The 26031-nt window shown below is 56.9% G+C and carries 24 protein-coding genes; 12 read left to right on the top strand and 12 right to left on the bottom strand.

Annotation, left to right across the window (positions count from 1 at the left end):
- Positions 1-56 precede the first annotated feature (56 nt).
- Positions 57-374 (top strand): heat shock protein HspQ, encoded by a 318-nt coding sequence (gene hspQ / locus AS136_RS05630; protein WP_002898441.1) that lies wholly within the window; start codon positions 57-59, stop codon positions 372-374.
- A gap of 29 nt (positions 375-403) precedes the next feature.
- Here hspQ and AS136_RS05625 read toward each other — a convergent pair whose 3' ends face one another.
- Positions 404-817 carry a CoA-binding protein gene (locus tag AS136_RS05625; protein WP_002898434.1) on the bottom strand — a complete coding sequence of 138 codons (414 nt, stop codon included), beginning with the start codon at positions 815-817 and terminating at the stop codon, positions 404-406.
- Between the two features lie 153 nt (positions 818-970).
- On the opposite strand from AS136_RS05625, the gene mgsA reads away from it, so the two are divergent.
- Complete coding sequence (gene mgsA, locus AS136_RS05620; protein WP_008805898.1) at positions 971-1429, top strand: methylglyoxal synthase; 459 nt, start codon at positions 971-973, stop codon at positions 1427-1429.
- An 11-nt stretch (positions 1430-1440) separates the two neighbouring features.
- Here mgsA and helD read toward each other — a convergent pair whose 3' ends face one another.
- Positions 1441-3495, bottom strand: a complete 2055-nt coding sequence (gene helD / locus AS136_RS05615; RefSeq protein WP_012968608.1) for a DNA helicase IV — start codon at positions 3493-3495, stop codon at positions 1441-1443.
- A 124-nt stretch (positions 3496-3619) separates the two neighbouring features.
- Between helD and AS136_RS05610 the strand changes: the two genes are divergently transcribed.
- Positions 3620-4066, top strand: a complete 447-nt coding sequence (locus AS136_RS05610; RefSeq protein WP_012542294.1) for a YccF domain-containing protein — start codon at positions 3620-3622, stop codon at positions 4064-4066.
- A 17-nt stretch (positions 4067-4083) separates the two neighbouring features.
- Positions 4084-6219: a YccS family putative transporter gene (yccS, locus tag AS136_RS05605; protein ID WP_008805895.1), complete on the top strand. Its 2136-nt coding sequence runs from the start codon at positions 4084-4086 to the stop codon at positions 6217-6219.
- Positions 6220-6232: 13 nt separating this feature from the next.
- Here the strand turns inward: yccS and AS136_RS05600 are convergent, their stop codons facing one another.
- Entirely contained in the window at positions 6233-6829 is a 597-nt protein-coding gene (locus tag AS136_RS05600; protein WP_063266686.1) for a TfoX/Sxy family DNA transformation protein, read from the bottom strand.
- Between the two features lie 350 nt (positions 6830-7179).
- Between AS136_RS05600 and sulA the strand changes: the two genes are divergently transcribed.
- A complete protein-coding gene (gene sulA / locus AS136_RS05595) occupies positions 7180-7689 on the top strand; it encodes an SOS-induced cell division inhibitor SulA (RefSeq protein WP_008805893.1) in 510 nt (169 codons plus the stop codon).
- Between the two features lie 352 nt (positions 7690-8041).
- Entirely contained in the window at positions 8042-9094 is a 1053-nt protein-coding gene (gene ompA / locus AS136_RS05590) for a porin OmpA (RefSeq protein ID WP_008805892.1), read from the top strand.
- 110 nt (positions 9095-9204) lie between these two features.
- Here ompA and matP read toward each other — a convergent pair whose 3' ends face one another.
- Entirely contained in the window at positions 9205-9657 is a 453-nt protein-coding gene (gene matP / locus AS136_RS05585; RefSeq protein ID WP_008805891.1) for a macrodomain Ter protein MatP, read from the bottom strand.
- 185 nt (positions 9658-9842) lie between these two features.
- Between matP and AS136_RS05580 the strand changes: the two genes are divergently transcribed.
- The gene (locus AS136_RS05580) at positions 9843-11600 is read left to right on the top strand and encodes an AAA family ATPase (RefSeq protein ID WP_039103045.1); all 1758 of its coding nucleotides are present in this window, start codon (positions 9843-9845) and stop codon (positions 11598-11600) included.
- Between the two features lie 69 nt (positions 11601-11669).
- A complete protein-coding gene (gene fabA / locus AS136_RS05575) occupies positions 11670-12188 on the top strand; it encodes a bifunctional 3-hydroxydecanoyl-ACP dehydratase/trans-2-decenoyl-ACP isomerase (protein WP_012542300.1) in 519 nt (172 codons plus the stop codon).
- 68 nt (positions 12189-12256) lie between these two features.
- Here the strand turns inward: fabA and rmf are convergent, their stop codons facing one another.
- The 6 genes from rmf to rlmKL form a co-directional block, all read right to left on the bottom strand.
- A complete protein-coding gene (rmf, locus tag AS136_RS26355; protein WP_002898396.1) occupies positions 12257-12424 on the bottom strand; it encodes a ribosome modulation factor in 168 nt (55 codons plus the stop codon).
- Between the two features lie 253 nt (positions 12425-12677).
- Positions 12678-13241, bottom strand: a complete 564-nt coding sequence (gene pqiC / locus AS136_RS05570; protein WP_008805888.1) for a membrane integrity-associated transporter subunit PqiC — start codon at positions 13239-13241, stop codon at positions 12678-12680.
- On the bottom strand, positions 13241-14878 hold the full coding sequence (gene pqiB, locus AS136_RS05565; protein ID WP_008805887.1) for an intermembrane transport protein PqiB: 1638 nt from the start codon (positions 14876-14878) through the stop codon (positions 13241-13243). Before pqiB ends, pqiC begins: the two co-directional genes overlap by 1 nt.
- Positions 14868-16136, bottom strand: a complete 1269-nt coding sequence (pqiA, locus tag AS136_RS05560) for a membrane integrity-associated transporter subunit PqiA (protein ID WP_012542302.1) — start codon at positions 16134-16136, stop codon at positions 14868-14870. The genes pqiB and pqiA overlap by 11 nt, the downstream gene beginning before the upstream one ends.
- A gap of 14 nt (positions 16137-16150) precedes the next feature.
- Positions 16151-18058: an ABC transporter ATP-binding protein gene (locus AS136_RS05555; protein WP_063266685.1), complete on the bottom strand. Its 1908-nt coding sequence runs from the start codon at positions 18056-18058 to the stop codon at positions 16151-16153.
- A 12-nt stretch (positions 18059-18070) separates the two neighbouring features.
- On the bottom strand, positions 18071-20176 hold the full coding sequence (gene rlmKL / locus AS136_RS05550; protein ID WP_008805884.1) for a bifunctional 23S rRNA (guanine(2069)-N(7))-methyltransferase RlmK/23S rRNA (guanine(2445)-N(2))-methyltransferase RlmL: 2106 nt from the start codon (positions 20174-20176) through the stop codon (positions 18071-18073).
- A 99-nt stretch (positions 20177-20275) separates the two neighbouring features.
- Here rlmKL and AS136_RS05545 point away from each other — a divergent pair, with 99 nt between their 5' ends.
- On the top strand, positions 20276-21385 hold the full coding sequence (locus tag AS136_RS05545) for a YcbX family protein (protein WP_048964873.1): 1110 nt from the start codon (positions 20276-20278) through the stop codon (positions 21383-21385).
- On the opposite strand, the gene zapC is transcribed toward AS136_RS05545, so the two are convergent.
- Positions 21382-21924 carry a cell division protein ZapC gene (gene zapC / locus AS136_RS05540; RefSeq protein ID WP_012542305.1) on the bottom strand — a complete coding sequence of 181 codons (543 nt, stop codon included), beginning with the start codon at positions 21922-21924 and terminating at the stop codon, positions 21382-21384. The genes AS136_RS05545 and zapC overlap by 4 nt on opposite strands.
- A gap of 169 nt (positions 21925-22093) precedes the next feature.
- Positions 22094-23104, bottom strand: a complete 1011-nt coding sequence (pyrD, locus tag AS136_RS05535) for a quinone-dependent dihydroorotate dehydrogenase (RefSeq protein ID WP_002898303.1) — start codon at positions 23102-23104, stop codon at positions 22094-22096.
- A 248-nt stretch (positions 23105-23352) separates the two neighbouring features.
- Here pyrD and ssuE point away from each other — a divergent pair, with 248 nt between their 5' ends.
- From ssuE to ssuD, 3 genes are read left to right on the top strand one after another with little or no spacing between them, the layout of a single operon-like run.
- Positions 23353-23928, top strand: a complete 576-nt coding sequence (gene ssuE, locus AS136_RS05530) for an NADPH-dependent FMN reductase (protein WP_008805880.1) — start codon at positions 23353-23355, stop codon at positions 23926-23928.
- Positions 23921-24883 (top strand): sulfonate ABC transporter substrate-binding protein, encoded by a 963-nt coding sequence (locus AS136_RS05525; RefSeq protein ID WP_012542306.1) that lies wholly within the window; start codon positions 23921-23923, stop codon positions 24881-24883. The genes ssuE and AS136_RS05525 overlap by 8 nt, the downstream gene beginning before the upstream one ends.
- Complete coding sequence (gene ssuD / locus AS136_RS05520; RefSeq protein ID WP_008805878.1) at positions 24880-26025, top strand: FMNH2-dependent alkanesulfonate monooxygenase; 1146 nt, start codon at positions 24880-24882, stop codon at positions 26023-26025. Before AS136_RS05525 ends, ssuD begins: the two co-directional genes overlap by 4 nt.
- Positions 26026-26031: the final 6 nt, after the last annotated feature.

Below are 26031 nucleotides of genomic sequence, written 5' to 3'. Positions count from 1 at the left end.
GAAAAACGAAACATGAGCCTCATATAGGGAGTATTCATGTTTCCCAGGAGGTGCCTATGATAGCCAGCAAATTCGGTATCGGCCAACAGGTCCGCCATACGCTCTTGGGCTACCTGGGTGTCATCGTCGATGTCGATCCCGAGTATTCACTCGCGGAACCGGAAGAGGATGAGATTGCCGCCAATGACGAACTGCGTGCGGCGCCCTGGTACCATGTGGTGATGGAAGATGATGATGGTCAGCCGATCCACACCTATCTGGCAGAAGCGCAGCTGAGCAGCGAAACCCGCGACGAACACCCGGAACAGCCGTCCCTCGACGAACTGGCCAAAACGATTCGTCAGCAGCTGCAGGCTCCGCGCCTTCGCAACTAAAACAAAACCCCGCCAGGCGGGGTTTTTTGTTATTTTGCTAATCCCAGTCGCGGTAGCTCAATGGCCGGGCAACGATCCATCACCACGTTCAATCCGGCTTCTCTGGCCAGCACCGCGGCCTGCTCATTGATCACCCCCAGCTGCAGCCACAGCGTTTTCGCGCCGATGGCTATCGCCTCCTGCGCCACGCCCCACGCCGCTTCTGAATTACGGAAGACATCAACCATGTCGACCTTTTCCGGAACGTCGGCGAGCGTCGCATACCCTTGCTGTCCCAGCAGCGTCTTGCCCGCCACCTTCGGCGAAACCGGGATAACGTGATACCCCTGATCCAACAGATACTTCATGACCCGGTAGCTCGGGCGGTCAGGTTTGTCGCTGGCGCCAACCAGCGCAATCGTCCGTGTCGACGTCAGGATGCCGGCAATATCGTTCTCTTTCATGGGTTCCTCCTGCTATTTCACCTAAGTGTATGCTAATCCGCAGCAGGCGGCCATCCAGGCTAACCCACAGATTCGACAAAATTTTCACCCCGATGCTTGCAGCGGCAGCCACATTCAGTAATCTGTCTGCAGGTCAAAATGTGGAATGAAAATATGGAACTGACAACTCGTACCCTGTCCGCGCAAAAACATATCGCGCTGGTGGCTCACGATCACTGTAAAGATATGCTGATGAAATGGGTCGCTCGCCATCAGGCGTTGCTGGCGCAACACGTTTTGTATGCCACCGGCACCACCGGTAACCTGGTCTCGCGGGCTACCGGACTGGAGGTCAATGCCATGCTGAGCGGCCCGATGGGCGGTGACCAGCAGGTTGGCGCGCTTATTTCAGAAGGCAAAATCGACGTGCTGATCTTCTTCTGGGATCCGCTGAACGCCGTGCCTCACGACCCGGACGTCAAAGCGTTGCTGCGCCTGGCCACCGTCTGGAACATTCCGGTCGCTACTAACGTCTCCACCGCTGACTTTATCATCCAGTCACCGCACTTTAATCAGCCGCTCGATATTCTGATCCCGGATTATCCGCGTTATCTTGCCGAGCGCCTGAAATAACCCACACGTGATTAGGGTTTCCTGGCCACCGGCACATCCAGGGCCTGCAGGATGTCGACAAACGGCGAAGGTTGCGCTTTGTTAAACAACAACCACACCCGATGACGTGCGCGGGTTATCGCCACGTACAGTAGTCGACGCTCCTCCGCATCAGGAAAATCTTCCGGCTGCGGCAGGAGCGCCTGCTCCATGATCGACTCGCGCGCCGGCGCGGGAAACGCATCCTCTCCCTCCTGCAGTCCCAGCACAATCACATAGTCCGCCTGCTGGCCCTTGCTGGCATGAATAGTCATAAAATCAAGCTGCAGATGCGGCCAGCGCGTCGCCGCCTTGTTGAGCGCGTCGGGCTTCAGATGATGGTAACGGGCAAGCAGTAGGATCCGCTGCTCGGGCTTAACGTAGCCGCTCAGTTTATCCAGTAAATCATCCAGCTTATCGTCGGCTAACAGCGTGACGGCCTTTTTATCGCCCGCCGTCAGGCTGTTCAGCGGCTTACTTAACTGATGCGGATTCTGCTGGATAAAGCCATTGGCGATTTCGCCAATGCGGCCGTTAAAGCGATAGGTGGTATCCAGCGCGCAGCTATCCCCTTCGCCAAAGTAATGATTAAACGCGGTGGTCAGGGAAAGCTGGGCCCCGCTGAACCGGTAAATCGCCTGCCAGTCATCCCCGACGGCAAAGAGCGTGGTTTGGCTGTTCTGCCGGCGTAATGCAGCCAACAGCGAGGCCCGCTGCGGCGAGATATCCTGAAATTCATCCACCAGAATGTGTTTCCAGGGGCTGACGAAGCGGCCTTTATCGAGAATATTGACCGCCTGATGGATCAGGCCGGAAAAATCGACCGCATTCTCGGCCTTCAGCGCCGCCTTCCACTCTTTCATCAGAGGCGACATCAGTTTCACCCGTTTACTGAACTGATCGCGTACCGCCTCCGGCGCCCCGGCAATCATCTCTGCCTGGGAGCCGCCGTGCATACGCATCAGGCTGACCCAGCGGTCGAGCCGGCTGGCCATACGCCGCTGCACCTTCTTGTCCTGCCAGAAATCGCCTTCCGGCAGTTGCCAGCCCATCTCCTCTTCCAGCCACAGGCGCCAGCCTTTCGCCTGCGCTTTTTTCTCCTGACACTGCTGCTGCCAGCTTTTCACGAGCAGCGCCTGACGAGCTGCGCTATCGCTTTCCAGTTTACTGATGGTGGGGACTTTTTTGCTGCCCTGCTGAATAATATGTAGCGCCAGCGAGTGGAAGGTACGCGCGGTGATATCGTCGGATGCAAGACGCTCGCGGATCCGCGCATCCATCTCTTGCGCCGCCTGGCGGCCGAATGCCAGTAACAAAATTTGCTCTGCTGCCGCTTCTCCCCTCGCCAGCAGCCAGCCTGCCCGCGCCACCAGCACCGAGGTTTTGCCGCTGCCCGCGCCCGCCAGCACCAGCAGGGAACGTTCGCCGTTCACCACCGCCCGCGCCTGTGAGGCATTAAGAGGGGACGACTCAACGCCGTCAAAAAAGCCGCGATACTGCTCAAGCATCGCCTCGGTGAAGGCCTGGTTATGGGCCAGGCGTGTCGCTTCAATATCCCCTAACCAGCGCTGACACTCCCGCCACAGCTCCCGACAGTTGTCAAAGGCCTCAAGCCGGCTGGTGGGCATCGGCAAACCAGTCAACGCCTGGCGAATGTTATCCTGCACATCCGCCACCTGCTGACGCGTCAACCATTTGCCTTCCGCACGGGTGCGCTCGATCGTCGCCAGCTGCCGCTTCAGTACGCCAGCGGCGATGTCACTCATTTCCGCGCTCCACTGCTCCCAGAGCGTTTGTAAATGGTGATAGAAGCGCTGCGTTTCGCTCCACTCGGTACCGTGCAAACGCACGACTTTGCTGTCAGGCAACACAAACTCCAGTTCGCCCCAGACCAGACCGCGCTTACAATGCACTGACAATAACTGATTGAAAGGGATAAGATACTCGTGACGGTCGCCGGAAACCTTTACGCCGGCGTTCAGTAACTGCACCCGATCATAAGGGTGCTGAGCCATGCGTTTGCCCAATGTTGTCGCTTTAAGTTCCATATAATGTCGATTTTCAATCAGGGTGGATTGTTTTTCAGTTTAACCGCCCGGGACCAGGTGCTCCAGCGCAAAAAAACGTTACAATTGTCAGGTCTTATTATCCACAGGGCAAAACCGAGGCTTTATGCGTACCATTCTGAATATTTTGAACTTTATCCTTGGCGGTTTCGCCACCACTCTAGGCTGGCTGCTCGCCACGCTGGTTAGCATCATTCTGGTCGTCACGCTGCCGCTGACCCGCTCCTGCTGGGAAATCACCCGACTCTCCTTATTCCCATACGGTAACGAGGCGATTCATGTGGATGAGCTGGAGCCGGGCCGTAAAAATGGCCTCCTCAACGCCGGCGGCACCGTGCTGAATATTCTGTGGTTCATTTTTTTCGGCTGGTGGTTGTGCCTGATGCATATTTTCAGCGGCATAGCTCAATGTCTGACCATTATTGGCATCCCGGTGGGGATCGCGAACTTTAAAATTGCTGCCATTGCCCTTTGGCCTGTAGGGCGCCGGGTCGTCTCTGTGGAAACCGCGCGTGCCGCACGTGAAGCCAATGCGCGTCGTCGCTTTCAGTAACCGAACGGAACACGGACATGATTAGCCCCCTGCTACGCCGCTATACCTGGAACAGTGCCTGGCTTTATAACGTACGGATCTTTATCGCGCTCTGCGGCACAACGCTGTTTCCCTGGTGGATCGGCGAAGTCAAACTGACCATCCCTCTCACCCTTGGCGTTGTTGCCGCGGCCCTGACCGACCTCGACGACCGGCTGACCGGTCGTCTGCGCAACCTCGCCATTACCCTGGTCTGTTTTTTTATCGCCTCCGCCTCCGTGGAACTGCTGTTTCCGTGGCCGCCGCTGTTTGCCCTCGGCCTGACCGTGTCTACCATCGGCTTTATTTTGCTCGGCGGCCTCGGCCAGCGCTATGCCACCATCGCCTTCGGCGCCCTGCTCATCGCCATCTACACCATGCTCGGCGTCACACTGTACGATCACTGGTATCTACAGCCGTTGTTCCTGCTGGCGGGGGCCGTGTGGTACAACCTGCTGACGCTGTCCGGGCACCTCATTTTTCCGATTCGTCCATTGCAGGACAACCTGGCGCGTAGCTATGAGCAACTGGCTCGCTATCTGGAGCTCAAATCCCGGCTGTTTGATCCTGACCTGGAGGATGAGAGCCAGGCGCCGCTGTACGATCTGGCCCTCGCCAACGGCCAGCTGGTTGCTACGCTTAACCAAACCAAGGTCTCGCTGCTAACCCGACTGCGAGGCGATCGGGGCCAGCGCGGCACCCGCCGCACCCTGCAGTACTACTTTGTGGCCCAGGATATTCATGAACGCGCCAGCTCATCGCATATTCAGTATCAGACTCTGCGCGATCAATTCCGCTACAGCGACGTGATGTTCCGTTTCCAGCGCATGCTCTCGATGCAGGCCCAGGCCTGCCAGAAGCTCTCGCGGGCGATTTTACTGCGCGAACCCTACCAACATGACGCCCATTTTGAACGCGCGTTTATGCATCTCGACGCGGCGCTTGACCGTGTGCGCGCCAGCGGCGCGTCCGACGAGCAGATCAATGCCCTTGGGTTTTTACTCAATAACCTGCGCGCTATCGATGCGCAGCTGGCCACGATTGAATCGGTGCAAACGACCGCCCCTGCCGGGAGCAACACCGAGACGCTGTTGGCCGACGACAGACTCGGCGGGCTGAACGACATCTGGCTGCGTCTGCGGCGCAACATGTCACCGGAGTCCGCTCTCTTTCGCCACGCGGTACGTATGTCGCTGGTGCTCTGCGCCGGCTATGCCTTTATCCAGTTTACCGGGCTCCAGCATGGCTACTGGATCCTGCTGACCAGCCTGTTTGTCTGTCAGCCGAACTATAACGCCACCCGCCACCGACTAGCGCTGAGGATCATCGGCACGCTGGTGGGGGTGGCGATCGGCCTGCCCGTCCTGCTGCTGGTGCCTTCGATTGAAGGGCAACTGGTGTTGATCGTGCTCACCGGCGTGCTGTTCTTTGCCTTTCGTAACGTGCAGTACGCCCATGCCACCATGTTTATTACGCTGCTGGTGCTGCTGTGCTTTAACCTGCTTGGCGAAGGTTTTGAGGTCGCGCTACCGCGCATTATTGATACCCTGATCGGCTGCGCCATCGCCTGGGCGGCGGTCAGCTTCATCTGGCCGGACTGGAAATTTCGCAATCTGCCGCGCGTCCTGGACCGGGCGATGAACGCGAACTGCCGTTATCTGGATGCCATTCTGGAGCAGTATCACCAGGGCCGCGACAACCGTCTGGCCTATCGTGTCGCCCGCCGTGATGCCTACAACCGTGATGCCGAACTGGCCTCCGTGGTCTCGAATTTGTCGACTGAACCGCGCGCGGATGGCGCCCAGCGCGAGACCGCTTTTCGCTTGCTGTGTCTCAACCATACCTTCACCAGCTACATCTCCGCTCTCGGTGCGCATCGGGAAAAACTGTCCACCCCCGATATTCTTGCCCTGCTGGATGATGCTGTTTGTTATGTTGATGACGCCCTGCACCATACCCCCGCCGATGAACATCGGGTGCAGAAGTCTTTGACCAGCCTGCAAAGCCGGATCCAGCATCTGGAACCACGCGCGGACAGTAAAGAGCCGCTGGTATTACAGCAGATTGGCTTGTTGCTCGCGCTGCTGCCTGAAATTTGCCGCCTGCAACAACGCGTTCACGCTCAGACAGAATAACGGCGGCTGTCCGCTAGCGGGCTCCAGCCCATTCGAGCAGCTCCTGACGCCGCAGCGTCGGGAGCGCGGCGGCGTGAACGCCGACAATCGCCCCCTCCAGCGCCAGCAAGACATTGAGCGACAGAGAGGCGTTGTTTTCTCGTAGCCGTTGCCAGGCCTGCTGAGCGCCTACCTCCCGAAGCGTCCTGACATCCGGTATGCCCGCGTGGATCAGCTGCAATTCCATATGAAAGCTGATATTGGGTAAATCCTTCAGACGGCCCGACGCCCGTCGGTGGTTCTTTTCACGCTGCGCACTCTGCCACGACAACAGCGACAGCCGAAAAAGCTGAGTCTCATCGCGCCACAATGCGTCGTCAATTTGATAATACTTCATCGGCACGATGCGCCCATGTCGGCGCAGCGTTAATAAAGGATTGCGATGTTCAACCCGATACGCGGCGCTCTGCTCGCAGGCCCTCAGGTAAATATCGCCCTCTGCCACCATCGCAAACACCGTATCATCAATGGCCAGGCTATAGCCGCCAAAAAGCGGACGAGAATGTAACTGACCCAGCTGCGAGACGCAGGCCTGAAATTGCGGGAACCGCGGACATACTAGTTTTCTCATGATCATTCCTTTGTTAATCATGTAATTAAACTTAAGTTGTTAACGGATCCGCTAAGAGAAAACATAAGGGACTTCCCGAACAGCAGCAAGATGATTTTCGCCGACTTTTCCACCAGAATGCGGTTTTGCGAGACGCTTTCAGAAAATCACTGACGTTGCTGCAATCAACAGGGTGGAAAGAAATCATTAGCCGGCATTAAGGATATCGTTGAGGAGAGGTGCGCATCGCTATAAATCAGACGCGGCGGGAAATGATTAAATTTCAGCCAGCAAAATGGCAAATTGCGGTTGATCTTTTCCCCAGGTAGATATACTGTATATGCATACAGTAACTACAGGCGGGATAGACTATGTTTACTTCAGCTCACGCAAATCGTTCAGCACAGGCTTCTGCTTCTGCAGGCCACTACGCTCATCGTTCTGGCGAACAGACCGCCAATGGGCTGATCAGTGAAATTGTCTATCGTGAAGATCAACCCATGATGACACAGTTACTGCTGCTACCTTTATTACAGCAGCTGGGTCAACAGTCTCGCTGGCAGCTGTGGCTCACGCCGCAACAAAAGCTTAGCCGTGAGTGGGTCCAGTCTGCCGGTCTGCCGCTGTCTAAAGTCATGCAAATTAGCCAGCTGTCACCCTGCCATACCGTAGACTCAATGATCCGCGCGCTGCGCACCGGTAATTATAGTGTGGTTATCTGCTGGCTAACGGAGGAGCTAACCGCGGAAGAACATGAGCGTCTGGTCAATGCCGCCCAGGAAGGTTGCGCGATGGGATTCATCATGCGCCCGGTGAGAAATCAAGGCACGCTCGGCAGACAACTCAGCGGGCTAAAAATTCACTCAAATTTGTATCATTGAGTGAAATTAGGATTATTCCTGGAATTTTTTTTACCGATGGTAAAGACACAGCGTTTTTCAGGGACTTTTTCGCGCAATGCCTGTCACACGGGGATTTCTGCCTTTTTTCTGCGTACGAAAATCAACCATATTTGTTAAATATTGTGTACACAACCCTTTTTTTTCATATGCCTGACAGAGTTCACACTTGTAAGTTTCGAACTAAGTTGTAGACTTTACATCGCCAGGGGTGATCGGCTTACGCTGCATGTATCAGCATAGTTAACAACAAGTCACGCCCCGGGTGAAGGATTTAACCGTGAGGTCTTTTGTAACTTCATGGCGAATTTTGGATGATAATGAGGCGCAAAAAATGAAAAAGACAGCTATCGCGATTGCAGTGGCACTGGCTGGCTTCGCTACCGTAGCGCAGGCCGCTCCGAAAGATAACACCTGGTATGCAGGTGGTAAACTGGGTTGGTCCCAGTTCCATGACACTGGCTGGTACAACAGCTCTCTGAACAACAATGGCCCGACCCACGAAAGCCAGCTGGGCGCTGGTGCGTTCGGTGGTTACCAGGTTAACCCGTACCTCGGTTTCGAAATGGGTTACGACTGGCTGGGCCGTATGCCGTACAAAGGCGACCAGGTTAATGGCGCATTCAAAGCTCAGGGCGTTCAGCTGACCGCTAAACTGGGTTACCCGATCACTGACGATCTGGACATCTACACCCGTCTGGGCGGCATGGTATGGCGCGCAGACTCCAGCAACAGCATCGCTGGCGACAACCACGACACTGGCGTATCTCCGGTATTTGCTGGCGGCGTAGAGTGGGCTGTGACTCGTGACATCGCTACCCGTCTGGAATACCAGTGGGTTAACAACATCGGTGACGCGGGCACCGTTGGCGTTCGTCCGGACAACGGCATGCTGAGCGTGGGTGTTTCCTACCGTTTCGGTCAGGAAGATGCTGCACCGGTTGTAGCTCCGGCTCCGGCTCCGGCTCCGGAAGTGACTACCAAGCACTTCACCCTGAAGTCTGACGTTCTGTTCAACTTCAACAAAGCAACCCTGAAACCGGAAGGTCAGCAGGCTCTGGATCAGCTGTACACCCAGCTGAGCAACATGGATCCGAAAGACGGTTCTGCAGTTGTTATGGGCTTCACCGACCGTATCGGTTCCGAAGCTTACAACCAGCAGCTGTCTGAGAAACGTGCTCAGTCCGTTGTTGACTACCTGGTTGCTAAAGGCATCCCGGCTGGCAAAATCTCCGCACGCGGTATGGGTAAATCCAACCCGGTTACTGGCAACACCTGTGACAACGTGAAAGCTCGCGCTGCACTGATCGACTGCCTGGCCCCGGATCGTCGTGTAGAGATCGAAGTTAAAGGCTACAAAGAAGTTGTAACTCAGCCAGCGGCTTAAGTTATAACTGATGAAAAAACCCGCCTCGGCGGGTTTTTTTATGCCTTCTCTCCCGCTTTTGCGGTGGTGGGCCCCATATCAGAGTAGCCTCTGACAGGCCGCCGTAAAGACTACTCTTTGCCTAACAGTTCCTGCAGATCGTGTTTCAGGCTCGACATTTTGCTGGCGTACTTCTCTTTATGCTCAGCATCCTCAATCAGCTGCACGATGGTTTCGGACAAGGTTTTACCCCGCCGCTGCGCCAGGCCGGCAAGACGCTGCCAGACGACAAACTCCAGATCGATAGACTTCTTGCGCGTGTGCTGATGCTCCGCGTTAAAATGCCGTTTCCGTCGCGCGCGGATGGTCTGCTTCATGCGGTTCATCAGCGCCGGATTCATATGCTGCTCAATCCAGGCATGCACCAGCACAGGTTCATTCTCGAGCGTCAGCAAGTCATCTACCGCAGCTTGCGCAGCGCTGGCCTCAATGTAGCGGGTAATCAGCTCACCTTCCCGGTGCTTCTTTACCAGATATTTCCATTTCCAGCCGCTTTCAAGATTTTCCAGTTGTTGATATTTCATTGCGATCTCAATGTGACCGTGTAACTCATTTCAGGATATCAGTTTTTTCCTGATGTGCTGAATATAAATCATTATTCGTGAGGTGTATGGCCGGGGAATCATCGGGGTAATCATAATCCTCCGTGTGCTCAGTCGCGGCATCAGGTATAATTGCGCGCTTTACATCTAACTAAAAAACAGCGACTTTGACCATTACGAAACTGACCCGAACCGACCTTGCGCCCGATATGGAACCTTATCAGGCGCTGTTTGCCCAAGCTGCTCTCTCTCAACCGGCCCCCTCTCTCTCGGGCGATCTGCAGCCGCGTCTGTTCTACGCGCTTGAGCAATTGCTGTGCACGCCGGCAGTCTCCTCCTTCATGCTGGTGAAAGCCCCCGAAGAACCGGAGTATCTGCAATGGCTGACGGCAGAAACCCGTACGCTGCATGAACCTACCGCCCCGCTCTACGGGGTCCGCTATGACGTTGACGGCGCTCGCGTGACGCTCTCCCCGGCGCAACGGGCTGAGGATAATTTTGCCAGCACCGCCCCGGTCGTCGCGGCCGATTGGGTAGAGGCGGAACAGCTGTTTGGCTGCGTACGCCAGTTTAACGGCGACATCACCCTCCAGCCAGGCCTGGTTCATCAGGCCAATGGTGGCGTGCTGGTAATCTCGCTTCGCACACTGCTGGCGCAGCCGCTTCTGTGGGTGCGCCTGAAAAATATGGTGACCCGTCAACGGTTTGACTGGCTCTCCATCGATGAGTCGCGCCCGCTGCCGGTCAGCATTCCCTCCATGCCGCTGAGCCTGAAAGTCATGCTGGTCGGCGAACGCGAATCGCTGGCGGATTTCCAGGAAATGGAACCAGAGCTTTGCGCTCAGGCGATCTACAGTGAGTATGAAGACACTTTGCAGTTTGCTGACGCCGAGACGCTGAAAGCCTGGTGCCAGTGGGTATGGCAAAATGCCCAGCAGCTGACGCTGCCAGGTCCGGCGGCCGACGCCTGGCCACTGCTGATCGATGAGGGGACGCGCTACACCGGCGATCAGGAGACCCTGCCACTCAGTCCGCTATGGATAGCCCGCCAGCTGCGAGAGGCCGCCGCGTTCTGCGAAGGCGAGGAGATTACTGGCGAAGAAATGCAGACGATGCTGGCACGCCGGGAGTGGCGTGAAGGCTACCTCGCAGAACGAATGCAGGATGAAATCCTGCAGGAACAGATCCTGATTGAAACCGAAGGCGAATGCGTCGGGCAGATCAACGCCCTGTCGGTGATTGAATTTCCCGGCCATCCGCGCGCGTTCGGTGAACCTTCGCGCATCAGCTGCGTCGTGCACATTGGTGATGGCGAGTTTATTGACGTCGAACGCAAAGCCGAGCTCGGCGGCAATATTCATGCGAAAGGCATGATGATCATGCAGGCTTTTCTGATGTCCGAGCTGGAGCTGGAGCAGCAGCTTCCCTTCTCCGCTTCGCTGACCTTCGAACAGTCCTACAGTGAAGTGGACGGCGACAGCGCCTCCATGGCTGAACTCTGCGCCTTAATCAGCGCGCTGGCCAATGTGCCGATTAATCAGAGCATTGCGATTACCGGTTCCGTTGACCAGTTTGGTCGCGTGCAGCCGGTCGGCGGTCTGAACGAAAAAATTGAAGGTTTCTTCACTATCTGTCAACAGCGCGGGCTAACCGGTAAACAGGGCGTCATTATCCCTGCGGCCAACGTGCGTCATCTCAGTCTTAGCCAGGAGCTCCGTCAGGCCGTTGCCGAAAACCAGTTTGCCATCTGGGCCATTGACGATATTACCGAAGCGCTGCCGATGCTGACCCAACTGATGTGGGACGGTGAAGGGCAGACGCTGCGACAAACCATTCAGGAGCGGATAGCGCAGGCGACCCAGCAAGAGACTCGCCATCGTTTTCCGTGGCCGCTACGCTGGTTAGGTGGGACAAGTTCTAACTGATCGGACTTGTTCAGCTTACACGTGTTAGCTATCCTGCGTCCCGAACTTAAAATAAGGCTTACTGAAAACATGGTAGATAAACGCGAATCCTATACAAAAGAAGATCTTCTTGCCTCTGGTCGTGGTGAACTGTTCGGCGCGAAAGGCCCGCAGTTGCCAGCGCCAAACATGCTGATGATGGACCGCGTCATCAAAATGAGCGAAACCGGTGGTAACTATGACAAAGGTTATGTTGAGGCGGAACTCGACATCAACCCGGACCTGTGGTTCTTCGGTTGCCACTTCATCGGCGATCCGGTGATGCCGGGCTGCCTGGGCCTGGATGCGATGTGGCAGCTGGTCGGGTTCTATCTTGGCTGGCTCGGCGGCGAAGGCAAAGGCCGTGCGCTGGGCGTTGGCGAAGTGAAATTCACCGGTCAGGTTCTGCCGACCGCGAAAAAAGTCACCTACCGCATCCACTTCAAGCGCATTGTTAACCGTCGTCTGATTATGGGCCTGGCGGATGGCGAAGTGCTGGTTGACGATCGTCTGATCTATACCGCGAACGATCTGAAAGTCGGCCTGTTCCAGGATACTTCCGCTTTCTGATAATTATCGGCAGCGATTAAAAGGCGAAGCCCCCGCTATGCGGAGGCTTCTTTTTTAAAGAGACAGTGTCAGGCCGTTAGTACCCTGTCCTCCATGGCTTCTCGCCAGCCTCCCAGCCACCATGAGCGTTGATTCAAGCTCTGGTATGGACACATTTCTTTCGATCTCCCCGCGATACCCGCTTGATATCCACGTTGATGTGCCCGTTCCAGGCGATCTCGTTTTTGTCTCTTCATGCCTCGTTTCCCTCATTCTTTGATCTGGTGGAAAAGAAAACAGTGGTCGCAAATTGTGCAGCCACGGGTTACGAATACCGCGAAATGAAGACAACGTCAATGCGCAAAATTCACGCCAGTGTCATATTTGTGACCTATATAAGAGTTCATTTTTTGTTCATTCGGCGCAGCGCTCGGTAACAAACTGACCTGGCAAAAAAAATGCCGCGCGGCTCAGATGAACCACGCGGCATATCACTTTTATGAAATTTACTTATGGCAGACGGTTAAGCTCTCCGGCAATGGCCACCGCCTCCTGGCTCCACGCCTGGGCCAGGGTCTTCACCATCGCGTCATAGCCATCCTGCTGCTGCTTGAGCACGATGTTAAACGGGCGCTTAATCAGCTGTCCCTGATGCTTCAATAGCCACTCGCCGCTGACGATAACCCGCCCGTCGTAGCGCCCGTGAAAGCCATTTACCGCCACATTGAGCGTATCCTGCTCGCTGCCCAAGGGTTGGGACGACACTACCCAGCCCGGCAACTGCTGGCTGAGGTTTGCCACCAGCGTAGTACGCAGCTGCTGGTCCAGCGGGCTGGCCCACAGATTATTATTGGCGATTACATACTGCACATCGGTGGTTTGATAGACCACTCCATTGCCCGCCAGATAATCCGGGATGCTGACCTGCTCAACCCACAGCAGACGTGCCCCCTGGCTGGCGGCGCTCTGCGCGCCGCCCTGCACCACCGGCAACTGGTAATATGTTTTGCTCTCACCGCCGCTACTGCACGCCGTCATCACGCAAACGGCTGCCACCAGTAACCATTTTTTCATTATTTCGCTCCCTTCGGCTGTGGGTCTTTTTTATCCTTCGCCTCAAATACCAGCGCATTGCTCTTATCATTGAGCGTTTTCAGGACCGGCTGCAGCTCACGCAGCACCTGATCCAGACGCTGCATATCGGCCACCATCTTATTGTAGGCCGCGGAGCCCGGCTGGAAGCCCTGCATGCTGCGGTTCAGCTCGCGCAGCGTCGTCTGCATATCGGCAGGTAGCTGCTGCATCGACTGACTGGAGGTGATCTTATTCAGACTATCCAGCGTGGTCTGTACATGCTGCATGGTCTTCTCGCTTTGCGCCAGCGTACTGGTTGCCTGTTCCAGTAGCGGATTGAGCGGCAGGTTATTGATTTTATCCAGCGCATCCATCAGACGCTGCTGGATCTGCGCCAGTCCACCGCTAATGGTCGGGATAATCGGATAGCCGTTAAACTCCTGAATTTTCCCACGCGGCGGCGCTTTCGGATAGAAGTCGAGATCGATATACAGCGCGCCGGTCACCAGGTTACCGGTTTTCAGCGAGCCGCGCAGTCCGCGGTTGATCAGATCGTCAATGTGAGCGCGAATATTCGGATCGCCGCCGAGCTGGTTGACCAGACGCTGCGGTTCAACCCGCACTTCCACCGGAATGCGATAGTCATCGTTCAAACGCTGCTTCAGCCCAGGAATAAAGAACGGCACTTTGCCGACGGTTCCCAGACGGATGCCGCGGAACTCCACCGGCGCGCCGGGCTGCAGGCCACGAACCGAGTCTTTGAAGAACATCACGTAATCGATATGCTCGGTAAAGACCGAATCCTGGATGCTCTTCTGATCGTCAAACAGGTGATATTCCGTTTTGTTCGCCACCGGCTCGCCGAGGTCCAGTCCTTCCGGAATATCGAAGCTCACCCCGCCGCCAAACAGCGTCGACAACGAGCCCATCTCGACGCGCATCCCCGCCGCGGTCAAATCAACGGCGATCCCGCTGTCCTTCCAGAAGCGAACGTTAGTGGTCACCAGGCGGTCATTAGGCGCATTGATGAACAACTGATAAGTGATATGACGTTTCTGCGCATCAAAGGTGCTGGTTTCCACCGACCCCACGCGATAGCCGCGGAACAGCACCGGGTCGCCTGGCGACAGCTGGCCTGCCTTGCTGCTTTCCAGCAAAATCCGGATCCCCTTGGCATCCGGCGAGGCCAGCGGCGGAGAATCCAGCAGCGGATACTGCGCCGGCACCGAACCTTTCGACCCCGGCTGCAGTTCAATATAGGCCCCGGACAATAATGTCCCGAGACCACTGATCCCCTCGCGCCCTACCTGCGGTTTCACCACCCAGAAGACGGAATCGTTATGCAGTAATTTCTGCATCCCGGAATTGAGGCGAGCTTTGATTTCCACGTGGGTTAAATCGTCGGTCAGCGTCGCGCTCTCTACCACCCCAACATCCACGCTGCGGCTCTTGATCCGGGTTTTTCCCCCTTCAATGCCTTCCGCGTTAGTGGTGATCAGCGTGACCTCTGGTCCCTGATGGCTGTAATGATAAAACAGGATCCACGCCCCGATCAGCGCAGTGACGATAGGGAAGATCCACACCGGTGACCAGTTCTTCACCTTCTGCACTTTCGCTTCTCCGCTCTTATTTTCCATGTTGTTGTATTTCCTCATGGCTTGAATCTGGCTCACGATCCCACAGTAAACGGGGATCAAACGTCATCGCTGAAAACATGGTCATCACCACCACCAGCGCAAACATGACCGCGCCGATGGCGGGATAGATATTCATCAACCCTCCCATGCGCACCAGCGCAGAGAGCACGGCGATGACAAAAACGTCAATCATTGACCAGCGGCCAACAAATTCCACCACTTCATAAATCAGATGCATGCGTTCCGAATCGCGCGCGCCGTTGCCGTTAGCATTCCAGCACAGCCAGGCGATAGCGATCATCTTCAGCGTCGGCACCATAATACTGGCGATAAAGATCACCAGCGCCACCGGATAGGAGCCCTCGCTCCACAGTAACACCACCCCGGCCATAATGGTCGACGGCATTTTATCGCCCAGCAGATCGGTGATCATGATCGGCATAATATTGGCGGGAAGATAGAGAATAAATGAGGTCACCAGCAGCGCCAGCGTCCACTGCAGGCTATTTTTACGCCGCGCCGTCCCTTTGCTGTGACAGCGCGGGCAGACGGTCTGGTCGGCCGGTAACACCGCCGTGCAGCAGCCGCAGGAGCGCAGCCCCTGGCGGATCCCGGCTACCCCGACCTTCAGCGGCTGGGTAATCGCCGGCATAGGGGCAATATCATCCCATAGCCAGCGGCGGTCGACGCACTGGAAGGTGCGTAACTGCAGCAGGCAAAACATGCACCAGGGAATAAAGCTCAGGCCGATGCCGATATCGCCGTAGGCCATCAGTTTGACGAAGCTCACCAGCACGCCGGCAAGAAAGATCTCCGCCATGCCCCAGGTCTTGAGGTGAAACAAAATGCGCGCCAGAAACGCCTTAAGCCCAGCGGGCATCCTGACCCGATTGACCAGCAGCAAAATGGTGACCAGACAAAAGGCCGGTACCAGTTGCACAAAGAGTAAAAAGAAGGTGCCGAGGCTGGCGTAATCCTCGGTAAACAGCACGTTGGGAATTTCCAGCAGCGCTATTTCGCTGCTGATGCCACCCACTTTCATATAGATAAAAGGAAAGAGGTTGGCCAGCAGCAGCATAAACAGCGCGACCAGCGCGTAAGCCGTGGGACGCTGGCGAGGCGCGTCCCACGTGGTGGTTAACGTTGTACCGCAGCGCGGGCAGGCGGCTTTCTGGCGATGCTCAAGCTGCGGCAAAGCCACCAGCAAATCACATTGGGGACATAAAATATGTCGCGCAGCATGATGGTGATCGCACATGACAACTCCTCGGCTCAGGCGCCGTTCTTTAATCCTTCGAGATATTCCCAGCGTTCAAAGGCGGCTTCCAGCGCCTGCTCCGCTTCGGCCAGCTGCGCCAGCACTTGCTGCGTACGATCGTGCGATTGGCCAAAGAAGTCAGGATCGGCTACCTGCTCCTGCAGCGTTTGCAGTTCGGCCTCAAGCGTTTCCAGCTTCTGCGGCAGTTGCTCCAGCTCGCGCTGCAGGTTATAGCTTAGTTTGTTCCCGCCGCGTTTGACAGTTTCTGCTTTTGGCTGAGCGACTTCCGTCGTTTTTTTAACGATCGTCTGCTTTTGCGCCAAAGACTGGGCCTGCTGACCGCGGGCGTCGTGATAACCGCCTACGTACTGACCAATATGGCCGCCGCCTTCGAAGATCCAGCACTCGGTCACGGTATTGTCGACAAACTGACGATCGTGGCTGACCAGCATCACGGTGCCCTGATAGCCATCGATCAGCTCTTCCAGCAGCTCCAGCGTTTCGACATCAAGGTCGTTTGTCGGTTCATCGAGAATCAATAAGTTACTGGGTTTCAGGAACAGTCGCGCCAGCAGCAGACGGTTACGCTCCCCGCCGGACAGCGCGCGGACTGGCGTCATCGCCCGTTTCGGATGGAACAGGAAGTCCTGCAGATAGCCCAGCACGTGCCGCGGCTTACCGTTAACCATCACCTCTTGCTTACCTTCGGCGAGGTTATCCATCACCGTCCGGTCCGGATCCAGCTCTGCACGGTGCTGGTCGAAGTAGGCGACTTCCAGCTTGGTGCCAACGTGGATCCGCCCGCTGTCGGCCTGCAACTGGCCAAGCATCAGCTTCAGCAGCGTGGTTTTCCCGCAGCCATTGGGGCCGATCAGGGCAATCTTATCGCCGCGCTGGATTTGCGCGGAGAAATCTTTCACCAGCACTTTGCCGTCAACCTGATAGTTGACGTTCTCCATTTCGAAAACGATTTTGCCGGAGCGCGAAGCCTCTTCCACCTGCATCTTCGCACTGCCCATCACTTCCCGGCGCTCGCCGCGCTCGCGACGCATCGCTTTCAGGGCGCGAACGCGGCCTTCGTTGCGGGTACGACGCGCTTTAATCCCCTGGCGGATCCACACCTCTTCCTGGGCCAGCTTGCGGTCGAATTCAGCATTCTGCAGCTCTTCAACCCGCAGCGCTTCTTCTTTTTCCAACAGATACTGATCGTAATTGCCCGGATAAGTCACCAGCTTGCCGCGATCGAGATCGACGATGCGCGTCGCCATGTTGCGGATGAAGGAGCGGTCGTGCGAAATAAAGATAATGGTGCCTTTAAAGCTTTTCAGGAACCCTTCCAGCCAGTCGATAGTTTCGATATCGAGGTGGTTCGTCGGTTCATCCAGCAACAGCACGCGCGGCCCGCTGACCAGGGCACGGCCCAGCGCCGCTTTACGCAACCAGCCGCCGGAAAGCGAAGCCAGCTGCGCGTCGGCGTTAAGACCAAGCTGCTCGATCACTTCATTGATGCGGCTATCCAGCTGCCACAGGCCCAGGTTATCCAGCTGTTCCTGCAGACGGGCCAGTTCATTTAAATTTTTGTCGCTCGGGTCGGTCATCACCTGATGCGAAACATCATGGTAGGCCTTCAGGTAAGCGGCCTGTTCGGCGATCCCTTCGGCGACGAAATCGTACACCGTACCGGCAACGTTGCGCGGCGGATCCTGCTGCAGACGCGCGACGATCAGATCCTGTTCATAAATAATACGCCCGTCATCCAGCCCCTGTTCACGGTTAAGGATCTTCATCAGGGTCGATTTACCGGCGCCGTTGCGCCCAACCAGACAGACGCGTTCGTTATCTTCGATATGCAGTTCAGCATTATCCAGCAGCGGCGCATCGCTGAATGAAAGCCAGGCGCCGTGCATACTAATCAGTGACATTCTTTATTCCTTTCAGGCTGCAGTAATCAGCCAGCAGTTGTGGATCTGACGGTTGCGGGCAAAATCCTGCGACAGCGTTTTTTGCGAAATCTCTTGCGCCTTCAGGCCAAGCGCCGCCAGCCCGTCATGATCCATACGGAAACCGCGTTTGTTGTTCGAGAACATAATGGTGCCGCCTTTACGCAGCAGACGTTTCAGATCGGTCATCAGGCGAATATGATCGCGCTGCACGTCAAAGGCATCTTCCATTCGTTTGGAGTTAGAGAAAGTCGGCGGATCGATAAAGATCAGATCGAACTGCTCGGTGCTTTCCCGCAGCCAGCCCAGCACGTCAGCCTGCATCAGGCGATGCGCACGACCGGTCAGGCCATTAAGACGCAGGTTGCGCTCCGCCCACTCCAGATAGGTACGCGACATATCCACCGTGGTCGTAGAGCGCGCGCCGCCCAGACCGGCGTGGACGCTGGCGCTGCCGGTATAGGAGAACAGGTTAAGGAAATCCTTACCCTTGCTCATCTGGCCGAGCATACGACGGGCGATACGGTGGTCGAGGAACAGACCGGTATCGAGGTAGTCGGTGAGGTTAACCCACAGGCGCGCGTTGTACTCCTGCACCTCGATAAAGTCGCCCTTCTCCGCCATCTTCTGATACTGGTTTTTACCCTTTTGCCGCTCGCGGGTCTTCAGCACCAGCTTGTTGGGGGCGATTTCCAGCACGGCGATGGTCGCCGCGATAATATCAAACAGACGCTGGCGCGCTTTGTGCGCATCGACGGTTTTCGGCGGCGCATACTCCTGGACCACCACCCAGTCACCGTAGCGATCGATCGCCACGTTATATTCCGGCAGATCGGCATCGTACAGGCGATAGCATTCAATGCCTTCCTGACGGGCCCACTTTTCAAATTTCTTCAGATTCTTACGCAGACGGTTGGCAAAATCTTCCGCCAGCATCGCCGGCTTGCCGCCTTCGCTTTCCGCCAGGTGATAGTTTTTCTGTATGCAGTCCAGCGGGCCGTTCTTCGCTTTGAACTGTTTATCGGCACGCAGCTGCAGGCAGCTCAGCAGTTCCGGCGAGGCGCTGAACACCGACAGGTTCCAGCCGCCAAACTGACTTTTCATGATCCGGCCCAGCAGGCTGTGCAGGGCAATCAGCGCCGGTTCGCTTTCCAGGCGCTCGCCGTACGGCGGGTTGCTGATCACGGTGCCGTACGGGCCTTTCGGCAGCGGGTTATTCAGCTGGGCGACGTCTTTGACTGCAAAATCGATCAGCTCGCCGATGCCGGCCCGGCGGGCGTTGCGGCGCGCGCGCTCAATGACGCGCTCGTCGACGTCAGAGCCATAGAAGCGCGACCCATAGGCCGCCAGCCCCTGGCGGGCGCGGGTTTGCGCTTCCGCCTTCACCTCTTTCCAGATAGCGTCATCGTGCTGCGCCCAACCGCCAAAGCCCCAGTGGCCGCGGTGCAGACCCGGCGCACGATCGGTCGCCAGCATCGCCGCTTCAATCAGCAGGGTACCGGAGCCGCACATCGGATCGAGCAGCGGCGTACCCGGTACCCAACCAGAGCGCATGACGATCGCCGCCGCGAGGTTTTCTTTGATCGGCGCCATACCGGTACCATCGCGGTAGCCGCGCAGATGCAACCCTTCCCCGCTCAGATCCAGGGAGATATGCGCCGTCTCTTTGTTCAGCCAGACGTTGATCCGCAGATCGGGCGACTCACGATCGACATTCGGGCGCGGCAGGTTTTTACGCGTGAAGCTGTCGACGATGGCGTCTTTGACTTTTAATGCGCCATACTGGCTGTTGCGGATCTCGTCATTGAGGCCGCTAAAATGTACCGCGAAGGTGGCGCCAGGGTTAAACATCTCCGTCCACGGAATGGCCTGTACGCCGAGGTACAGATCCAGATCGCTGTATACGCGACACTCGCCCAGCGGCAGCATGATGCGCGAAGCCAGCCGGCTCCACATCAGGCTTTGATACAGCAGGCGCGTATCCCCCTGAAAATGGACCCCGCCCTGGACGACCTGGCAGTCCGTCGCGCCAAGTCCTTCCAGTTCAGTTTTTAACAGCTCTTCCAGCCCACGAGCCGTACTGGCAAACAGAGAATTCATATCGTCACTTTTACTTAAAGAAAATTGGTGCGCATTATAGCCAATATGTGCCCTATGTCATAAAGTTATAGGCTTATTTTTGGAACCCGGAGGCAGCGTATGGTAACGCTCTCGCGACTTTTTATTCATCCCGTTAAATCCATGCGCGGCATGGGCCTGACCCACGCCTTTGCTGATATCAGCGGCCTGGCCTTCGATCGCCTGTTTATGGTCACCGAAACCGACGGGACCTTTATTACCGCCCGCCAGTTTCCGCAAATGGTAAAATTTATTCCGGCGCCGCTGCATGATGGCCTTCACCTGACCGCGCCGGACGGCAGCAGCGCCGTGGTGCGTTTTAGCGATTTCGCCCTGCAGGCCGAGCCCACCGAAGTCTGGGGCAACCATTTCACCGCCCTTATCGCACCCGCCGCCGTTAACCAGTGGCTCAGCGGCTTTTTCAAGCGCGATGTCCAGCTGCGCTGGCTGGGGCCGCAGTTAACCCGCCGGGTGAAGCGCCACGATGCGGTACCGCTCTCCTTCGCCGACGGCTACCCGTACCTGCTGGCTAACGAGGCCTCGCTGCGCGATCTGCAGCAACGCTGCCCGGCCAGCGTAAGCATAGAACAGTTTCGTCCTAACCTCGTGGTCACCGGCGCGGCCGCCTGGGATGAAGATAGCTGGAAAGTGATCCGCGTCGGCGAAGTGGTGTTTGACGTCGCTAAGCCATGCAGCCGCTGCATTTTTACCACCGTCAGTCCAGAGCGCGGGCAGAAGCATCCCACCGGGGAGCCGCTGGAAACCTTAAAGCGTTTTCGTACTGCGCTGGACAATAGCGATGTCGATTTTGGCCAGAACCTGATTGCCCGCAACAGCGGGGTGATCCGGGTGGGTGATGAAGTCGAAATCCTCGCCCGCGGCCCGGCGAAAGCCTACGGCGCCGGCGAGAGCGACGATACTCCGGCCCCGGAAGCGCAGCAGCAGGCTACGGTTGCCATCGAATGGCAGGGTCAACAGTTTAGCGGGAATAACCAGCAGGTGCTGCTGGAGCAACTGGAGCAACAGGGCATTCGCGTACCCTATTCGTGTCGGGCAGGGATCTGCGGCAGCTGCCGCATTCGGCTGGAAGAGGGCGAAGTCAGCGCGTTAAAGAAAAATGCGGTCGCCGGGGACGGCACCATTCTCGCCTGCAGCTGCGTACCGAAAACGGCGCTGCGCCTGGCGCCTTAAACCGCCTGTCCCAGGCTGTAGCTGACCGCGCTCTGTGCCGGCTGCAGCCTGTCGTTCATGATTTTAATAACGTCGCCTAACTGCATCACGCGCCCGGCAAGGGTGAGACCCGGCTGGGCCAGCAGACAAAGCGCGGCGTTATCTCCCGGCTCCACCACCAGCAAATTCACCTGCTCCCCGGTATCGCTCAGCCAGACGCAGGCGGCGTCGCCGCCGCTCGGCTGCCACTGGTGGGGATGAGCGATAAAGTGCCAGCTTTTCGGCATCTGCGGTTTGAGAAAACGGATCGCGGTTAACGCATTGAGGACTAATTCCGCTCGCTGTTCTTTCGACAGTTCGAGATCGCGACATTTTTCTTCAAAGGAGAAATAGAGCGCGGCGTCATCGACGCAGAATCCCGACGGCGCAAAGGCATCCGGGGTCAGCATTCGCCGGGCGAAGCGCGAGCGAAATAACATGCCATTGGCCAAATCGAGCATCATGCGGTCATGCTCTTCATCGTAATACCAACGCCAGTTATCGTCAGGTTTAATGCGCATTTTTCCCCCTGTCCCCTTTCATACGCCTCTGCAAAGTTGTTGCGACTTGCCGCAGAATATTTTCTAAAATTAAGAAAAGTCTAAAATGTTTAAATAAGCAACAGTGAGGGAATATAAAACAACCAGGGCCGGAAATAAAGCCCTGGGTGGGTTTCAGCGGAGGAAAAGATTAGATGTGGGTAACAATTTCTTTAATCAGCGGCGGACCTTTAAAAATAAATCCGGAATAGATCTGCACCAACGATGCTCCGGCGGCTATCTTTTCTCGCGCAGCAATCACCGAATCAATACCGCCCACGCCGATGATAGGCAAACGACCATTCAGCTCAGCGGAGAGCATACGGATAATTTCAGTGCTCTTTAATTGTAATGGACGACCGCTAAGCCCACCGGTCTCATCACAATGTTTCATTCCCTGAACCAGAGAACGATCGAGGGTGGTATTGGTTGCAATTACCCCATCAATATTATGACGCACGAGGCTATCGGCAACCTGGATCAATTCCTCTGGTAAAAGATCCGGCGCGATCTTCACGGCGACCGGAACATATTTCTGATGCTTTTGCTGCAGCTCAAGCTGCTTATTTTTAATACCGGAGAGTAAATCATCGAGCGCTTCACCGTATTGCAGCGTACGCAGCCCCGGGGTATTCGGTGAGGAGATATTAATGGCGATATACCCGGCGTAAGGATAGACTTTTTCCATACAAATCAGGTAATCATCTTTACCGTGCTCCACCGGCGTATCTTTATTTTTGCCGATATTGATGCCCAGCACGCCGTCAAAATGCGCCTTTTTCACGTTCTCAACCAGGTTATCAACGCCATGGTTATTAAAGCCCATGCGGTTGATCAACCCCTCGGCATCCACCAGACGGAAGATCCTCGGTTTATCGTTGCCCGGCTGCGGACGCGGGGTGACGGTGCCGATCTCAATCGAACCAAAACCCATCGCGCCCAGCGCGTCAATGCATTCCCCATTTTTATCCAGCCCGGCCGCCAGACCCAGCGGATTTTTAAAGGTCAGCCCCATGCAGGTAACGGGCCTGGCCGGTACCTTCTGGCGAACCAGCATTTCCAGCGGCGTCCCGGTGACACGGCGTAATTGTTGAAAGGTAACTTCATGAGCGCGCTCAGGATCGAGCTGAAAAAGGGCTTTACGAACGAAGGGGTAGTACATGAACTCTCCTGGATTCCCGGTGTGCAAACCGGGGGCGTATTATGTGCGATCCGCAGCTGAAAGGGAATTGACCTGCGACAAAAAATCACCCATCAGCGCAAACGATTACCTCTCCCCGCGCCGTTATGCGCTTTTCGGCTATCTAACGGTGGATAAATCATTTAGGGAAATAATGGTGCTCTGTCACACTCACTGCAAATGTTATCAATTATAGATAAATGCAAACATTTAGTTATAAGGAGAGAGAGATGCGCGTCATTACGCTTGCGGGCAGCCCGCGTTACCCTTCCCGTTCCAGCGCCCTGCTGGAATATGCCAGAGAGACGCTCACCGCCGCCGATATCGAAGTCTGCCACTGGCATCTGCAGAACTTTGCCCCGGAAGACCTCCTGTACGCTCGCTTTGACAACCCGGCGCTACAAACGCTCAATGAGCAACTGGCCGGGGCCGACGGTCTGATTATCGCCACGCCGGTGTATAAAGCCTCGTTTTCCGGCGCCCTGAAAACCCTGCTCGATCTGCTTCCTGAGCGCGCGCTGGAGGGCAAAATCGTGCTACCGCTGGCCACTGGCGGCACCATCGCCCACATGCTGGCGGTGGACTACGCTCTGAAACCCGTCCTGAATGCCCTGAAGGCCCAGGAGATCCTCCATGGCGTCTTCGCCGATGACAGCCAGGTCACGGATTACCAGCATAAGCCGCAGTTCACCCCTAACCTGCAGCGGCGCCTGGATGAGTCCCTGGAGACCTTCTGGCAGGCGCTGCATCGTCCCAGCAGCCGCGCCCCGTCGTTAACGTCTCTGCGTGGGGTGGAACATGTTTAATCCTCTCCGCGCGCTGACCCTCGGCGGACTGCTGTTGTTCTCCGCGCTGGGCCACGCCGCCCCGGCGGCGCCCGATGCCCTGCGCATTGGTTATCAGAAAGGCAGCGTCAGCATGGTGCTGGCGAAGAGCCATCAGCTGCTGGAGCAGCGCTATCCGGGCACCCATATCTCGTGGATTGAATTCCCGGCCGGTCCGCAGATGCTGGAGGCGCTGAACGTCGGCAGCATTGACATCGGCAGTACTGGCGACATTCCGCCTATCTTTGCTCAGGCGGCGGGCGCCGATCTGGTCTATATCGGTTCGGAGCCGCCCAAGCCGAAAGCGGAAGTCATCCTGGTGGCGCAAGGCAGTCCTATTCACAACGTTGCCGAATTAAAAGGGAAAAAGGTCGCTTTCCAGAAAGGTTCCAGCTCCCACAATCTGCTGCTGCGCGCCCTGCAGCTGGCGGGCCTGAAATTTAGCGATATTCAGCCGGTTTACCTTGCCCCCGCCGATGCGCGCGCCGCCTTCCAGCAGGGTAATGTCGACGCCTGGGCCATCTGGGATCCGTACTACTCCGCCGCGCTGCTGCAGGGCGGCGCCCGGGTACTCACTGACGGAACCGATCTGAAACAGACGGGATCGTTCTATCTTGCTTCCCGCCCCTACGCTGAACGCAATGGCGCTTTCATTGAAGGCGTACTCGATACCTTTACTCAGGCCGATGCCCTGACCCATAGCCAGCGCGCGCAAAGCATTACGCTGCTGGCGAAAACGATGGGATTACCGGAAGCGGTGATCGCCAGCTATCTGGACCATCGTCCCCCCACCTCAGTAACCCCGGTGAGTGCCGAAACCGCCGCTCGCCAGCAGCAGACGGCCGACCTGTTCTATGAGAACAAGCTGGTGCCGAAAAAAGTTGATATCCGGGCCCGTATCTGGCAGCCCGCCGCCGCACAAGGAGCGAAATCATGAGTCTGAATATGTTCTGGTTTTTACCGACCCATGGTGATGGTCGTTATCTGGGCACCGAAGAGGGCGCCCGTCCGGTCGATTACGGCTATCTGCAGCAAATCGCGCAGACGGCGGATCGGCTGGGGTTCACCGGCGTGCTGATCCCGACCGGACGCTCATGTGAAGATGCCTGGCTGGTTGCGGCCTCGATGATCCCGGTGACGCAGCGGCTGAAATTTCTTGTCGCCCTCAGGCCTAGCGTGGTGTCGCCGACGGTAGCCGCCCGCCAGGCGGCGACCCTGGACCGACTGTCAAACGGCCGGGCGCTGTTCAATCTGGTCACCGGCAGCGATCCCGCCGAGCTGGCCGGCGACGGCGTCTTCCTCGACCACACCGAGCGCTATGAGGCCTCAGCTGAATTTACCCACATCTGGCGCAAGCTGATGGAGGGAGAAACCGTCACCTTTAACGGCAAGCATCAGCGCGTTCGCGACGCTAAGCTGCTGTTCCCGCCGCTCCAGCAGCCCCGTCCACCGCTCTATTTCGGCGGATCGTCTGACGTCGCGCAGGATCTGGCCGCCGAGCAGGTCGATCTCTATCTCACCTGGGGTGAACCGCCGAAGCAGGTGGCAGAGAAGATTGCTCAGGTCCGGGAGAAAGCGGCCCGGCATGGGCGCCGGGTGCGTTTTGGCATCCGTCTGCACGTGATCGTGCGGGAAACCAACGAGGAAGCCTGGCAGGCGGCGGACAGCCTTATCTCCCACCTTGATGATGAAACGATCGCCCGCGCCCAGGCGGCCTTCGCCAGAACCGACTCCGTCGGTCAAAAGCGAATGGCTGCGCTGCACAACGGTCGACGCGATCAGCTCGAGATCAGCCCCAACCTGTGGGCCGGCGTCGGCTTAGCGCGCGGCGGCGCCGGTACTGCGCTGGTGGGCGATGCCGCCACCGTTGCCGAACGAATCAATGAATACGCTGCGCTGGGTATTGATAGCTTTATCTTCTCCGGCTATCCGCATCTGGAAGAGGCGTATCGGGTCGGCGAGCTGTTGTTCCCCCTGCTCGACGTCGCCGTGCCGTCTATCCCGCAGCCGCAAAACCTGCGCCTGCAGGGGGAAGCGGTCGCCAACGAGTTTATCCCGCGTAAAGTGGCGCAAAGCTGAGGAGAC

It is taken from the genome of Klebsiella sp. D5A (assembly GCF_001620885.1).
GTDB classification, from domain to species: Bacteria; Pseudomonadota; Gammaproteobacteria; order Enterobacterales; family Enterobacteriaceae; genus Klebsiella; species Klebsiella variicola.
This window is presented reverse-complemented; position numbering and strand designations above follow the sequence as displayed.